This window comes from Magnetospirillum gryphiswaldense MSR-1 v2, from assembly GCF_000513295.1.
GTDB classification, from domain to species: Bacteria; Pseudomonadota; Alphaproteobacteria; order Rhodospirillales; family Magnetospirillaceae; genus Magnetospirillum; species Magnetospirillum gryphiswaldense.
Genome location: NC_023065.1, coordinates 1,133,875 through 1,148,035, shown reverse-complemented (window position 1 = coordinate 1,148,035; position 14,161 = coordinate 1,133,875). Strand labels below are relative to the sequence as shown.

15 protein-coding genes are annotated in these 14,161 nt (G+C 62.3%); 9 read left to right on the top strand and 6 right to left on the bottom strand.

The window, feature by feature from the left end:
- The gene (locus tag MGMSRV2_RS05435; protein ID WP_024079347.1) at positions 1-489 is read right to left on the bottom strand and encodes a flavin reductase family protein; all 489 of its coding nucleotides are present in this window, start codon (positions 487-489) and stop codon (positions 1-3) included.
- 219 nt (positions 490-708) lie between these two features.
- Between MGMSRV2_RS05435 and motA the strand changes: the two genes are divergently transcribed.
- From motA to MGMSRV2_RS05405, 6 genes are all read left to right on the top strand, one after another.
- A complete protein-coding gene (gene motA, locus MGMSRV2_RS05430) occupies positions 709-1,569 on the top strand; it encodes a flagellar motor stator protein MotA (RefSeq protein WP_024079345.1) in 861 nt (286 codons plus the stop codon).
- Positions 1,570-1,592: 23 nt separating this feature from the next.
- Entirely contained in the window at positions 1,593-2,564 is a 972-nt protein-coding gene (locus MGMSRV2_RS05425; protein ID WP_024079344.1) for a flagellar motor protein MotB, read from the top strand.
- A gap of 57 nt (positions 2,565-2,621) precedes the next feature.
- Entirely contained in the window at positions 2,622-3,107 is a 486-nt protein-coding gene (locus MGMSRV2_RS05420; RefSeq protein ID WP_024079343.1) for an RDD family protein, read from the top strand.
- Between the two features lie 31 nt (positions 3,108-3,138).
- Complete coding sequence (locus tag MGMSRV2_RS05415; protein ID WP_024079342.1) at positions 3,139-3,894, top strand: arginyltransferase; 756 nt, start codon at positions 3,139-3,141, stop codon at positions 3,892-3,894.
- A 110-nt stretch (positions 3,895-4,004) separates the two neighbouring features.
- A complete protein-coding gene (locus MGMSRV2_RS05410; protein WP_024079341.1) occupies positions 4,005-4,559 on the top strand; it encodes a TRAP transporter small permease subunit in 555 nt (184 codons plus the stop codon).
- Complete coding sequence (locus MGMSRV2_RS05405) at positions 4,556-6,085, top strand: TRAP transporter large permease (protein WP_024079340.1); 1,530 nt, start codon at positions 4,556-4,558, stop codon at positions 6,083-6,085. The genes MGMSRV2_RS05410 and MGMSRV2_RS05405 overlap by 4 nt, the downstream gene beginning before the upstream one ends.
- 51 nt (positions 6,086-6,136) lie before the next feature.
- On the opposite strand, the gene MGMSRV2_RS05400 is transcribed toward MGMSRV2_RS05405, so the two are convergent.
- A protein-coding gene (locus MGMSRV2_RS05400; RefSeq protein ID WP_144084247.1) for an IS630 family transposase occupies positions 6,137-7,098 on the bottom strand; the annotation gives its coding sequence in 2 pieces (ribosomal slippage) (positions 6,137-6,750 and positions 6,750-7,098; 963 coding nt in all).
- 127 nt (positions 7,099-7,225) lie between these two features.
- On the opposite strand from MGMSRV2_RS05400, the gene tnpA reads away from it, so the two are divergent.
- The 3 genes from tnpA to tnpC are packed head-to-tail and all read left to right on the top strand — an operon-like array spanning position 7,226 to position 9,600.
- On the top strand, positions 7,226-7,591 hold the full coding sequence (gene tnpA, locus MGMSRV2_RS22365; protein ID WP_024079338.1) for an IS66-like element accessory protein TnpA: 366 nt from the start codon (positions 7,226-7,228) through the stop codon (positions 7,589-7,591).
- Entirely contained in the window at positions 7,588-7,935 is a 348-nt protein-coding gene (gene tnpB / locus MGMSRV2_RS05390; RefSeq protein WP_024078582.1) for an IS66 family insertion sequence element accessory protein TnpB, read from the top strand. Before tnpA ends, tnpB begins: the two co-directional genes overlap by 4 nt.
- 57 nt (positions 7,936-7,992) lie before the next feature.
- On the top strand, positions 7,993-9,600 hold the full coding sequence (tnpC, locus tag MGMSRV2_RS05385; protein ID WP_024078583.1) for an IS66 family transposase: 1,608 nt from the start codon (positions 7,993-7,995) through the stop codon (positions 9,598-9,600).
- A gap of 171 nt (positions 9,601-9,771) precedes the next feature.
- On the opposite strand, the gene MGMSRV2_RS05380 is transcribed toward tnpC, so the two are convergent.
- The 4 genes from MGMSRV2_RS05380 to MGMSRV2_RS05365 form a co-directional block, all read right to left on the bottom strand.
- Positions 9,772-10,872, bottom strand: a complete 1,101-nt coding sequence (locus MGMSRV2_RS05380) for a TRAP transporter substrate-binding protein (protein WP_024079337.1) — start codon at positions 10,870-10,872, stop codon at positions 9,772-9,774.
- 100 nt (positions 10,873-10,972) lie between these two features.
- Positions 10,973-13,198, bottom strand: coding sequence for a DNA topoisomerase IV subunit A (gene parC / locus MGMSRV2_RS05375; protein WP_024079336.1), 2,226 nt, complete (start codon positions 13,196-13,198; stop codon positions 10,973-10,975).
- A complete protein-coding gene (gene recO / locus MGMSRV2_RS05370; RefSeq protein WP_197538570.1) occupies positions 13,195-13,950 on the bottom strand; it encodes a DNA repair protein RecO in 756 nt (251 codons plus the stop codon). The genes parC and recO overlap by 4 nt, the downstream gene beginning before the upstream one ends.
- Complete coding sequence (locus MGMSRV2_RS05365; RefSeq protein ID WP_024079334.1) at positions 13,947-14,156, bottom strand: hypothetical protein; 210 nt, start codon at positions 14,154-14,156, stop codon at positions 13,947-13,949. The genes recO and MGMSRV2_RS05365 overlap by 4 nt, the downstream gene beginning before the upstream one ends.
- Between the last annotated feature and the right edge of the window lie 5 nt (positions 14,157-14,161).

Here is a 14,161-nt window from a genome sequence, read left to right as displayed (position 1 = left end):
TCAGACCCCGGCGCCGCAATCCATGTAAGCACCACGGAAATACAAAAGCGGCGAACCGCCTTCCTGATAGTGGATGTTTTCCACCTGACCGATGAAAATCACATGATCGCCACTGTCAACCGTATTGACAAGCGAGCATTCCAGATTGGCGATGCAGCCGCCCAGCACCGGCACGCCCCCCAGGCCGCTCTCGGCGACGATTCCGGCCCACTTGTCCTCGACCCGACTGGCGAAGCGGATGGACAGGTCGCGTTGGCTTTCCGCCAGGATGTTGATGACGAAACGCCCGGAACGCTTGAAGGAATCCAGGCTGGACGTCTTATTGCCCAGGCAGAACAGCACCAGCGGCGGTTCCAGCGAGAGCGAAGAGAAAGCGCTGACGGTCACCCCGATGGGCGTGTTGTCATCGGGATTCACCGTTGTCACGACGGTGACGCCCGTGGCGAAACAGCCCAAGGCCTTGCGGAAGGAACGCGGGTCGACGGTCATTGCACTCGCTCGATGTTGATGATGACGGATATTGAGATTACTGGGGTTGACCGCCATAGGTCAAATGCCGGCTTTAACGTTTTCCCCCAAGGCCTGTCCGCATCATGTTTTTTTGCCAAGAACGCAGTTGACTCGGGACACAGGCGACGAAATATAGCATTCTCCGAAACGATCAAGTGGTCGTGTGGTGTCCCGATTGGACCGCAGCAGGGGAAGTGAATGTTCGCGATCATCGGCATCGTGGTGACAATTGCGAGTGTGATTGGCGGTTATGCCGCTGCGGGTGGTCACCTTGATGTGTTGTGGCAGCCTTTCGAGTTCATCATCATTCTTGGCGCGGCCTTCGGGTCAATGTTCTTGGGCAATCCCAAAGACATCGTCATGGGCGTGTTCAAGAAGATCGGCATGGTGTTCAAGGGGGCGCATTACAAAAAGGACGCATATATCGAGATGCTGTCCATGCTGTATGCGGTATTCAAACTAGCCAAGACCAAGGGCGACCTGGCCTTGGAAAGTCATGTGGAAAAGCCCGATGAAAGCCCGCTGTTCCAAAAGTTTCCCGGCTTTTCCAACGATCATCACACGCGGACCTTCTTTTGCGACTATCTGCGCCTGTTGACCTTGGGCACCTCCAACGCCCACGAGCTTGAATCCATCATCGATGGCGAGTTGGAAGCACACCACAAGCATTACCACGAGATTTCCCACGCGGTGAACCTGATGGCCGACGCCATGCCGGCCCTGGGCATCGTCGCCGCCGTGCTGGGCGTCATTCACACCATGGGGTCGATCACCGAACCGCCGGAAGTGCTGGGGCATCTGATCGGCGCGGCGCTGGTCGGCACCTTCACCGGCGTGCTCATCTCCTACGCCTTCTTCGCCCCCATGGCGCGCAACATGCAGATGTCGTTCGATTCCGATCACTATTATCTGCTGGCCATCAAGGCTGGCCTGCTGGCCCACATGCAAGGCTATGCCCCCCAGGTCTCCATCGAATTCGCCCGCAAGATCCTGCCCGACGAATTGCGTCCGACCTTCCAGGAGCTTGAAGAAACCGTCACCAATCTGCCGCCAGATTGATGAGCTGGTAAGGCGAAAGCGCGATGGCCGAAGGTCAGCAGATCATCATCAAAAGGGTCAAGAAGGTTGCGGCCGGCCACCATGGTGGCGCCTGGAAGGTGGCCTATGCCGACTTCGTGACCGCGATGATGGCGTTCTTTTTGCTGCTGTGGTTGCTGAACGCGGTGACGGAAGAACAGCTGACCGGCATTTCCAACTATTTCGCCCCCTCCATGGCCTCGAAAAGCGCCTCGGGTGCCGGCGGCCTGCTCGGTGGTCAGGTGATCGGTCAGGGCGCTCAGGTGTCGCAAACCAGTTCGCCCAGTCTGGTCCAGCATCTGCCGCCGTCTTCCATCGGTCCCGGCGGCGAGGACATGACCTCGGAAAACACCGAACCCATGGAGGGCATGAGCGAAGAGGATTTCCGCGAGAAGATGGCCGAACGCGAACAGCAGAAGTTCGACAAGGCCAAGGAAGTCCTGGATAACGCGCTCAAGGGCATCCCCGAACTGAAGCAGTTCGAGGGCTCGATGATGGTCGACAACACCCCCGAGGGCTTGCGCATCCAGATCACCGACCAGGAAGGCTTGGCCATGTTCCCGTCGGGCAGTTCGGCCATGTTCGGCCATACCCGCGCCTTGCTTGATCTGGTGTCGCGCATCGTCAACCAGATGCCCAACAAGATTTCCATCACCGGCCACACCGATGCCATCCCCTTCCGCGATCCCTCCGGCTACACCAATTGGGAATTATCCGCCGACCGCGCCCTGGCCAGCCGCCGGGCCTTGCTGGGCTCGGGCGTACCCGAAGAGCGCATTGACCGCATCGTCGGTCGCGCCTCGTCCGAGCCCTTGGTGGTCGACGATCCCAAAGCGCCGCGCAATCGCCGCATCAGCATCATTTTGCTGCGCGAGAACGACCTGACCGAACCGCCACAAACGCCTGTCCCTGCCACCTCGCCGCCCCCGGCACAAACGCCCGCCCCCTCCCCGGCCAATGGCGGCAAAAAGGGTTAACCCTGGCACGGCCCCCATGGCGAACCTAAATCCCAAGGGGACGGCAGGAGAAACAGCGTGAACACCCACATCACCATCATTCCGCCCGGGCAGGACATGGACCCCATGCGCCAGCCCGAATTGTTCAGTGGCATCACCTTGAAGCGGATATTCGCTTACCTCGTCGATCTGGTGGTGATCTCTATCCTGGTCGTGGTGGCATGGGTGGCCACCGGCCTGCTGGGGGTCTTAAGCTTTGGCCTGCTGTTGCCGCTGCAAGCCGTGGTCGTTGTCCTGCTGCCTTTGGCCTATCACACCTTGCTGATCGCCAGCCAAGCCTCGGCTACCTTGGGTATGCGCGTGATGGGGATCCAGGTTGCCACTGCCGCCGATGGGCTGCCGCCATCGCCGTTGCAGGCCTTGATTTTGACGGTGGCGTTTTTTGGATCGGTGGCGCTGACCGGCTTTCTGGTGCTGATTATCGCCTTGTTCAACCCACAAAGACGGACCTTGCACGACTTCCTGGCCGGAACAGTGGTTATCAACGCTAAAACCCGCTTATAATAGGCGCTCGCCCTGGCCGAGACCGGTTTCGATGGATCACATTCCGCTCAAGCGTCCACATTTCTTCTTCACGACGGCGGCTTTGCCCTGCCCCTATATCAATGGTCGGCTGGAACGCAAGATCGTTACCGAGTTGAATGGGCCGGATGCCGAAATTCTACATGAGGCCCTGTCGCGCGCGGGCTTTCGCCGCTCCCATTCCATCGCCTATACCCCGGCCTGTCCGGGATGTTCGGCTTGTATCCCGGTGCGCATCGCCGTCCGCCGCTTTCAGCCGGATCGAACCATGCGTAAGGTCTGGCGCCAAAATCAGGATCTGACCGCCGGCATGGTGCCGGCGCGGGCGACAGCGGAACAATACAAGCTGTTTTCTCAGTATCAGGAATCCCGTCACAGCGGCGGCGACATGGCGCTGATGGGATTCTATGACTACCGATCCATGGTCGAAGACAGCCCCATCGACACGTCCTTGCTGGAATTCCGCCAATCCGACGGCACTTTGACCGCCGTCTGCCTGACCGATCGCATGAGCGATGGTCTGTCCGCCGTCTACAGTTTTTATGCCCCCGACATGGACAGGCGATCGCTCGGCACCTTCATGGTGTTGTGGCTGATCGATGAGGCGCTGCGCCTGGGGCTCCCTTATGTTTACTTGGGCTATTGGATCGCCGAAAGCCGCAAGATGGCCTACAAATCCCGCTTTCAGCCGCTGGAAGCCTTTGGCGTCAACGGCTGGCAATTGCTGGAAGGGGATGACTTCCCCAATCCGGTTCCGCAATTCCGCTGACCCCTATTACGGAAATCCGTAATGCATGGGCCATCTGGCCTTCGTATTGACACCATGTCATAGTGCGATTGTCCAAGAGGTAATACCGGTACAGGTTCTAGGGAGGTTCCATGACGCTGCTGCTGAAACTCAGCGGCCTGATCGACCGTCTGAATACGATGGTCGGCAAGTCGGTATGTTGGCTGATCCTGCTGGCGGTCATCGTCAGTTCGGGTAACGCCGTGATCCGTTATGCGTTCAACGCCAGTTCCAACGCATGGCTTGAAGTCCAGTGGTATTTGTTCTCGGCAGTGTTCCTGCTGGCTGCGGGCTACACCTTGCTCCGCAATGAACATATCCGCATCGACGTGCTCAGCAGCGGGCTCAGTCAGCGGGCTCAGGCCTGGATCGACATTCTGGGGGGCCTGTTCTTCCTATTCCCCATGGCGATCATGATCATGTGGCTGTCGATCCCCATCTTCGTCGATTCGTTCGTCACCATGGAACATTCCAGCGATGCCGGCGGCTTGATCCGCTGGCCAGCCAAACTGCTGATCCCGGTGGGCTTCGCCTTGCTGGTGCTGCAAGGCTTGTCGGAAATCATCAAGCGCGCAGCCTTCCTGAGCGGACATATTGACTCATACGGCGCCCCTGCCGCCGGCCATCACGGAGGGGCCAAGGAATGACCGCCTTCATTATCGCCAATATGGCGCCCTTGATGTTTGGCGCCCTGGTTCTGTTCCTGCTGTGCGGTTATCCGGTGGCTTTCGCCCTGGGCGCCAATGGCCTGCTGTTCGGCCTGCTGGGCATGGAACTGGGCCTGTTCCATGTCGAACTGTTCCAGGCGCTGCCTGAACGTGTGTTCGGCATCATGCGCAACGAAACCCTGCTGGCCATTCCGTTCTTCACCTTCATGGGGTTGATCCTGGAACGCAGCGGCATGGCCGAAGACCTGCTGGACACCATCGGCCAGTTGTTCGGCCCCATCCGCGGCGGTCTGGCCTATGCGGTCATCTTCGTCGGTGCCCTGTTGGCCGCCACTACCGGTGTGGTCGCCGCCAGCGTCATTTCCATGGGTCTGATCTCGCTGCCGATCATGCTGCGTTACGGCTATGATCCGCGCCTAGCCACCGGCGTCATCGCCGCTTCCGGCACCTTGGCCCAGATCATCCCGCCGTCCTTGGTGCTGATCATCATGGCCGACCAGTTGGGCCGTTCGGTCGGCGACATGTACCAAGGCGCCATGTTCCCCGGTCTGGTGCTGACCGCCATGTATGCCGGCTTCATCGCCTTGACCACCATCTTCCGCCCCAGTGCCGCCCCGGCCCTGCCGCTGGATGCACGCACCCTGCGCGGCTTCAAGCTGGTGCAGAAGGTTTTGTTCTCGCTGGTGCCGCCGCTGGTGCTGATCTTCCTGGTCCTGGGGACCATCTTCATCGGCGTGGCGACGCCGACCGAAGCCGGCGCCATGGGGGCCGCCGGTGCCCTGATCCTGGCTGTCATCCGCCGCCGCCTGTCCGTGGATTTGATGAAACAGGCCATGGAAAGCACCGCCAAGCTGTCGTCGTTCGTGCTGTTCATTCTGATCGGCTCGACCGTCTTCGGTTTGGTGTTCCGCGCCGTCAACGGTGATTTGTGGGTCGAGCACCTGCTGACCGGCCTGCCCGGCGGCGTGTTGGGCTTTCTGATCGTCGTCAACATCCTGGTCTTCGTCCTCGCCTTCTTCCTCGATTTTTTCGAGCTGGCCTTCATCATCGTCCCGCTGCTGGGGCCGGTGGCGGAAAAGCTGGGTATCGATCTGATCTGGTTCGGCGTGTTGCTGGCGGTGAACATGCAGACCTCGTTCATGCATCCGCCCTTCGGCTTCGCCCTGTTCTTCCTGCGTTCGGTCGCGCCCAAGGATGATTACGACGACAAGGTGACAAGGCGCCGCATCAAGGGCATCAAGACAACCGATATCTATTGGGGCGCCATCCCCTTCGTCTGCATCCAGATCATCATGGTTGGCTTGGTCATCGCCTTCCCGTCGCTGGTGGAAGGCGGATTGGGCAGCCGGACCAAGGTGGATGTGAACACCATCCACCTGGAAATCGATGCCCCCGCCTATGGCGCCCCTGAAAGCAGCGACACCCCGTCGGAAGAGGGAGCTGCGGAAGATGCGCCGGAAGACCCGATGGAGGCATTGAAGCGCCAGCTTCAAGAACAGAAGTGATCTCTGTTCTCTCCCTTGGGTCCGCGCCCAAGGGAGAGGATTAGAGCATTTTCACATCGAGCGTCCATATCCGTCGTGGGCGAAGAAATTGGCGCATTCCTCGGGCGGAAACAGGTCGATGAGTTTTCCGATCACGTCCCATAAGGTGTTGATGGTGCGGGCTTGCGCCTTTCGCAGCAGGCTCTTGAGCTTGGCGAAGGCGAGCTCGATGGGATTGAGGTCTGGGGAGTAGGGCGGCAGATACCGCAGGGTGGCCCCTCGGGCTTCGATGAGTTGCTTGACCCCTGCCACCTTGTGGGCGGGCAGATTGTCCATTACGACGATGTCGCCGGGCCGCAAGGTCGGAGCCAGGACCTGCTCGACATAGGCCAGGAAGATCGCGCCATTCATCGCCTTGTCGATGACGAAGGGGGCGGAGATTCCGTCATGCCGGAGCGCCCCGACGAAGGTGGTCATTTTCCAATGACCGTGCGGCACCGCAGCCAGCAGCCGCTGACCGCGCGGCGCCCGTCCGTAGCGCCGGGTCATGTTGGTCGATGCCCCGGTTTCATCAAGGAAGACCAAGCGGGTTGGGTCCAGCGCCGGCTGCTCGGCTCGCCAGGCGATGCGTCCTTCGGCTACGTCGGGACGTTCCTGCTCGGCAGCATGCGCACTCTTTTTTTCAGACTGAGGTCGAGCCGCTCAAGCGTGTTCCACAGGCCGCCGACGCTGATCGACACGCCCAATTCGGCCAGAACCCAGGCGCGCAACTCAGCCAGCGTGGCATCGGGCTCGACCTTGATCTGCGCCTGCAACGCCTCAAGGTGAGCCGCCAGCTTCTGTCCTGGCCGCCCAGGCCGTGGCTTCACCGTCGTCTCGCCGGTGGCCCGGCGGCGGCCTTGGGCCTTGTAGATGTACGAAACGCTCACCCGGAACAGCGGCGCCACCTCGTAGGCGCTCATGCCGCTGTCCACAGCCGCCAAAACTCTATCGCGCAAGTCCTGAGAATAGGACTGCCCTGAGCGCCACGTCATCGCATCATCCTCGGGAGCGTTGTTACGTATCCCTCCGGCGTGGACCGCCTTCCCGGCCGGGTGAGCTTCGGCGAAGCTGATCGCCTGATTGGCGTTGAAGTTGGCGGAAGTGTCCACGGATTCATTTATGGACAGAAACTCGACCGGGCGGCGGCGGAACCGTTCTTGGCCTGAGGATCTGAAGCGGGAGATCGTCGCGGCGACCTACGAGCCCGGGGCCTCTGTGGCCGGGGTGGCGCGGCGGTACGGGGTCAACGACAATCAGGTTTTCACTTGGCGCAAGCGTTTCGGGGGACAACAGGGCGAGACGGTGCCGGCCCATATGGTGCCGGTGGTGGTGGCCGAGGACATGGCGGCCTCCGGGCGGAAGGAAGCCTCTTCTTCTGCCGGCGTGGTGGAGATCGATCTGGCTGGTGGCTACCGTGTCCGTGTCGGCGATGGTGTCGGTGCCCAGCTGCTGTGCCGGGTCTTGGACGTGCTGGAGCGGCGATGATCCCGGTTCCGACGGGCGTCCGGGTCTGGCTGGCGGTCGGGCGGACGGACATGCGGCGCGGCATGAACGGCTTGGCGCTGCAGGTGCAGGAGGCGCTCGGCCGCGATCCCCACGCCGGTGACCTGTTCGTTTTCCGGGGTGCTCGGGGGGATCTGATCAAGGTCCTTTGGCACGACGGCCTGGGCATGTCGCTGTACGCCAAGCGCCTGGAGAAGGGGCGGTTCATCTGGCCCTCTCCGGCTGACGGCGTGGTGGCGATCTCGTCGGCCCAACTGGCCTACATGCTCGACGGGATCGACTGGCGCAACCCGCGCCACACCTTCCGCCCGCGAAGTGCCGGATAGGGCGGAAACCCACATTTTTAGCGAGTCAGCGGCCGGGTTTTATGATTCCATTGGGGCATGGAAATCGGCCGCGAGACCCCGACAGACGACATCGACGCCCTGAGGGCGGAGCTGGCGGTCGCGCGCGCCAGGGCCGCCGAGGACCAGGCGCTGATCGCGCACCAGAAGCTGCAGATCGAGAAACTGAAGCGCGAACTCTACGGCCCCCGGGCGGAACGCTCGGCCCGCCTGATCGACCAGATGGAGCTGGCGTTCGAGGAACTGGCGGCGGCGGCCACCGAGGACGAGATCACCGCCGAGAAGGCCGCGGCGCGCACCACCAACGTGGCGGCCTTCACCCGCAACCGGCCTGCCCGCAAGCCGTTTCCCGAGCATTTGCCGCGCGAGCGGGTGGTCGAGCCGGCTCCGTCGGCCTGCTCCTGCTGCGGCGGTGACCGTCTGCGCAAGATCGGCGAGGACGTCACCGAGACCCTGGAGGTGATCCCGCGCCAGTGGAAGGTCATCCAGCGGGTCCGCGAGAAGTTCAGCTGCCGGGACTGCGAGAAGATCAGCCAGGCGCCGGCGCCCTTCCATGTGACCCCGCGCGGCTGGGCCGGCCCCAGCCTGCTGGCCATGATCCTGTTCGAGAAGTTCGGGCAGCACCAGCCGCTGAACCGCCAGGCCGAGCGCTATGCCAAGGAGGGTGTGCCGCTCAGCCTGTCCACGCTGGCCGACCAGGTGGGCGCCGGCTGCGCCGCCCTGGAGCCGTTGATCCGGCGCATCGAGGCCCATGTGTTTGCCGCCGCGCGTCTGCATGGCGACGACACCACGGTGCCCGTCCTGGCGAAGGGCAAGACCGACACCGGCCGATGTTGGGTCTATGTCCGCGACGACCGCCCCTTCGGCGGACCGGCACCACCGGCGGCCATGTTCTACTATTCGCGCGACCGGAGAGGTGAACACCCCCAGGCCCATCTCGCTGGGTATGCCGGGCTGCTCCAGGCGGACGCCTATGGGGGCTATGGCGCACTCTACCTGCCCGACCGAAAACCCGGGCCAATCCTGGAGGCCGCCTGCTGGGCGCATGCGAGGCGTCCGTTCTTCGCCCTAGCCGACCTGGCGGCCAATGCCCGCCGCAAGGCCGAGGGCCGGGCTGCCTCGGTGATCTCGCCCCTGGCGCTGGAGGCGGTCCGGCGCATCGACGCCCTGTTCGAGATCGAGCGCGCCATCAGCGGCCAGGACGCCGACCGGCGGCGGGCGATCCGCCAGGAGCTCAGCGCCCCCCTGGTCGCCGACCTGGAACGATGGCTGACGGAGAAGCGCGCCGGTCTGTCGCGAGGCAACGATCTTGCCAAGGCCATGGACTACATGCTGAAACGCTGGCCCGCCTTCACCCGCTTCCTCGACGACGGCCGCGTCTGCATGACCAACAATTCCGCCGAACGCGCCCTTCGTGGCATCGCGCTCGGCCGGAAGTCCTGGCTCTTCGCCGGGTCCGACCGCGGTGGACAGCGTGCCGCCTCCATGTACAGCCTCATCGTCACAGCCAAGATGAACGACATCGATCCGCAAGCCTGGCTGGCCGATGTCCTTGCACGGATCGCGGGTCACCCCGCCAGCCGCATCGACGAACTCCTGCCCTGGAACTGGCGGAACGCCAACCCGGCCTCCGCCGTCGCCGCCTGACGCCGCCCCCCCCCCTGCGTCCTTCACCGGATGGATACGTTGTTACCGAAGATGTTGAATCACAAAATGACCTCAGGGGGAATCCTCTACCGATTCCGCTCGGCGTGAAACCGCTCTAGACAACAAAAAAGCCCCGCCGAAATGGCGGGGCTTTCCTTTTGGGCGCTGCCCTTACTTCTTCTTCTTGCCACCCACCGGGTTGGACAAGACGAACGAGTCGTAATTGAACTCGGCCACCCGCCACCACAGGTGGATGTCCTCGCGGAACTTCTTCCAGTTGGCCAGGATGGCGGCAAAGCCGGGGTTTTCCTTGGCGATTTCGTCATAAAGCTCGAACGCGGCGTCCTGCGCGGCGATCATGACGTCCTTGGGATAGGCCCGCAACTGCGCACCTTGGCCGACCAGACGCTTGATGGCGTCGATGTTGAGCACGTCGTACTTGGCCTGCATGTCCAGATTGGCTTCGGCGCAAGCCGCCTCGAACGCAGATTGATAGTGCTTGGGCAGCTTGTTGAACTGATCCAGGTTGCAGTACTGGGAAATGGTCGGGCCACCTTCCCAGAAACCCGGATAGTAGTAGTACTTGGCCACCTTGTGGAAGCCCAGCTTTTCATCATCGTAGGGGCCGACCCATTCGGCGGCATCGATGGTGCCCTTTTCCAACGACGGATAGATGTCGCCGCCGGCCAATTGCTGCGGCACCACGCCGATCTTGGCCATAACGCGACCGGCAATGCCGGCGATGCGCATCTTCAGCCCCTGCATGTCTTTCAGCGACTTGATTTCCTTACGGAACCAGCCACCCATCTGCACGCCAGTATTGCCGGCGGGGAAATTGATGACGTTGTACTTCTTGTAGAACTCGCGCAGCAGCGGCAGGCCGCCGCCATGATAGAGCCAGGCATTGTTCTGGCGGGCGTTCAGGCCAAACGGCATGGCCGCTTCAAAGGCGAAGGTCGGATCCTTGCCCACGTAGTAATAGGAAACCGTGGCGCCGCATTCGACGGTGCCGGCCTGGACGGCGTCCATGACCTGCAAACCGGGAACGATTTCACCGGCGGCGAAGACGCGAATCTGGAACTTGCCGTCGGTCAGTTCGGCAACGCGCTTGGCGACGAATTCACCACCGCCATAGATGGTGTCCAAGCTTTTCGGGAAACTGGACGCCATGCGCCACTTGACCTCGGGATTGGTCTGCGCAATCGCCGGGGCGGCAATGGCGGAACCGGCGACGCCGATACCGGCAGCCTTCAGAAAGGAACGTCTTTCCATGCTTTCCTCCTGGTTATGGCAAGGCCATTAAACCTGCGGCCCTGCCTTAGTAATTACAGATGGGGCGATCCTGGCACGAAAGAACTGGTCTGACCAGTCCTCAGGTGAATTTATTGGCTCTCGGAAAACCCGTAGGCGGCAGACGACCAACCGAAGCCCGCTTGCCCAGCCACGGGGTCAAGTCTTGTTCGGTACGGGTGCGTTCACCTGACTTCCACGACAAGCCATCGGCCAGGGTGAATACCTTGATGTCGGCGACGCCACCATCGCGATACTTCTGCAAAAGCACGCCCCTACCCCGGGCCATGACCGGGATTTCCTCGGCCATGAACACCAGAAGCTTGCGGTTGTCGCCGATAATGGCCACCGCATCGCCCTCGGCCGGCAGGCAGAAGGCGGCCTTTTCGCCCTCGTCACCCAGATTCAGCACCATCTTGCCGGCCTTGGTCTGGGCCAGCACCTCGGCCTCCTCGACGATGAAGCCGCGCCCGCCCGACGACGACAGCAGCAACTTGCGTCCCGGCTTGTGGGCGAAGACACACAACACCTCGGCGTCGTTGGCCATGTCGATCATCAGCCGCAAGGGTTCGCCGAAGCCGCGCCCCGACGGCAGCTTGTCGCCGCCGATGGTGTAGAAGCGGCCATCCGAGGTGAAGACCAGCAGCTTGTCGGTGGTCTCGGCCTTCAGCGCCAGTTTCAATTGGTCGCCTTCCTTGAACTTGACGCCGTCCAACTGGTCCACATGGCCTTTCATGGCCCGAATCCAGCCCTTTTCCGACAGCAGCAAGGTGATCGGCTCGCGCTCGACGAAGGCTTCGATGGGGACCACCACCGCCGACGGCGCATCGGCCAGTTGGGTGCGGCGGTCGCCCAAGGGAGTACCGGGACCGAAGGCCTTGCGGGTAGCGGCGACCTGGGCCGCAATGGTCGACCAGCGCCGCGATTCGTCGGCCAGCAAGGCTTCAAGGTCGCTTTTTTCCGCCGAAAGCTGGTCGTGTTCCTTGCGGATCTCGAACTCTTCCAGCTTGCGCAACGAGCGCAGGCGCATGTTCAAGATGGCTTCGGTCTGCACCTCGGTCAGGCCGAAAGTGCGCATCATCACCGCCTTGGGTTCGTCTTCCTCGCGGATGATGCGGATAACCTCGTCCAGGTTGAGATAGGCGACCAGATAGCCTTCCAGTACCTCCAGCCGCCTTTCGATTTTGTCGAGACGGAAACGCGAGCGCCGTTCCAGCACCTCCATGCGGTGGTCGAGGAAGGCTTGCAGCACCTGCTTTAAATTCATGACGCTGGGCACCGCGTCACGGTCCAGAACGTTCATGTTGAGGCTGACGCGCACTTCCAGATCGGTCTGGCGGAACAATTGCTCCATCAGCATCTCGGCTTCCACCGTGCGATTGCGCGGCTCCAGCACGACGCGCACGTCTTCCGCCGATTCGTCGCGGATATCGGCCAACAGCGGCAGCTTCTTCTCGTTCAGCAACTCGGCGATCTTCTCGATCACCTTGGACTTCTGCACCTGATAGGGGATTTCGGTGACGATGATCTGGTAAAGCCCATGCGACAGCTTTTCCACTTCCCATTTGGCCCGCAGGCGGAACGAGCCGCGCCCGCTGCGATAAGCCTCGTGGATGGAAGCCTGGCTCTCCACCAGCACGCCGCCGGTGGGGAAATCGGGACCGGGCATGTGGCGGACCAGATCGTCCACGGGGCAATCGGGGGCGGCAATCAGATGGGTCAGCGCGTTGCAGATTTCGCCGACATTGTGGGGGGGGATATTGGTGGCCATGCCGACCGCGATACCGGCGGCGCCATTGGCCAACAGATTGGGGAAGGCGGCGGGCATCACCACCGGTTCCTCTTCCGACCCGTCATAGGTGGGGCGGAAATCCACCGTGTCGTCGTCGAGATTTTCCATCAAAGCGGCGGCGACGGCGGTCAGCTTGGCTTCGGTGTATCGCATGGCAGCGGCGTTGTCGCCGTCGATATTGCCGAAATTGCCCTGCCCCTCCACCAGCGGATAGCGCACGGCGAAATCCTGAGCCAGACGGACCATGGCGTCATAGACCGACATGTCGCCGTGCGGGTGGTACTTGCCGATGACGTCGCCGACGACGCGGGCGCATTTCTTGAAACCGCCCTCGGGGTCCAGCTTCAACTGGCGCATGGCGAACAGCAGGCGGCGGTGTACCGGCTTCAATCCGTCGCGCACATCGGGCAGCGAACGCGAGACGATGGTGGACATGGCATAGGCGAGATACCGCTCACCCAGGGCTTCGGACAGAGAGGTATCGCGGATATCGCCGCTGACGGCAGGTTGGGTCATGAGGTTCCTTCGATCTCTAGTCCAGATATAGTAGACGATGACCGCAAACGGTCAACCAGTCGCAAACGCGCCGGCGGCATGGCGATGTGCCGTTGCTGCAGAAGATGGCGTTCGATGAAATAGCCGGTCAGGGTCAGACCTGCCGCGATGTCGGTGGGATCGCCTTCACTTTTGCCCAGCAGAAAGGCCGGCAATGGCAGCAGCTTATGGGCATGAGGCTGCCCCGCCTGGGCACTGACGGCACGGGCCGATTTGGGGCTGACATAAATCAGGTCGGTGGTGGTGCCGGTGGCGGCGCAGGCCGAAAGATCCAGGCCATAGCCCAAGCCACGCAGCAAGGCCAGTTCCCAATGCACATAGACACTGGGCCAGGACGGCGCCGTCAGGCTGACCAATAGCGCGGACAGGGCATCGAACAACGGTGCGTGGGGCTGACGCTCGGGCAGCAGCGCCTCGCACAAGGCACATGCCGACGTCAGGGCGGCCAGACACCCGGCATCGTCCAGCGCCTTGGCCGAATGGGCCTCGGCCAGTTCCAGCCGATAGGTGCCCAATTGCTCGGGCAGCCGCGCCCGCCATGATGCCTGCACCAGATTGCCCGGTTGCAGGGCGGCGCGGTTGGCTCTGCCCGCCCCGCCGGGCACCATGCCGGGATGGCGGCCATGGCTGCGAGTGAACAATGAGGCGACGATGCCGGCCTCGCCCAGGCGACGAACCGCCAGAACGATGCCGTCATCGGTCCAGTCCATCAGACGAAGCTCCACATGACCAAGCCCGCTCCCGCCGCTGCCAGAATCATGCCGATGGCGGCGAGTGGCACCGCCCAACGTTCCACCGGCGGCGGATTCTCCAAGGCCTCCTGGCTCCAGGCGCCGGAACGGATGCGCTGTTGCAGCACCATTACCAGGGCCAAGGTGCCCAGCCAGATCAATCCGATTCCGATGGCACGCAGGCTCATGGATG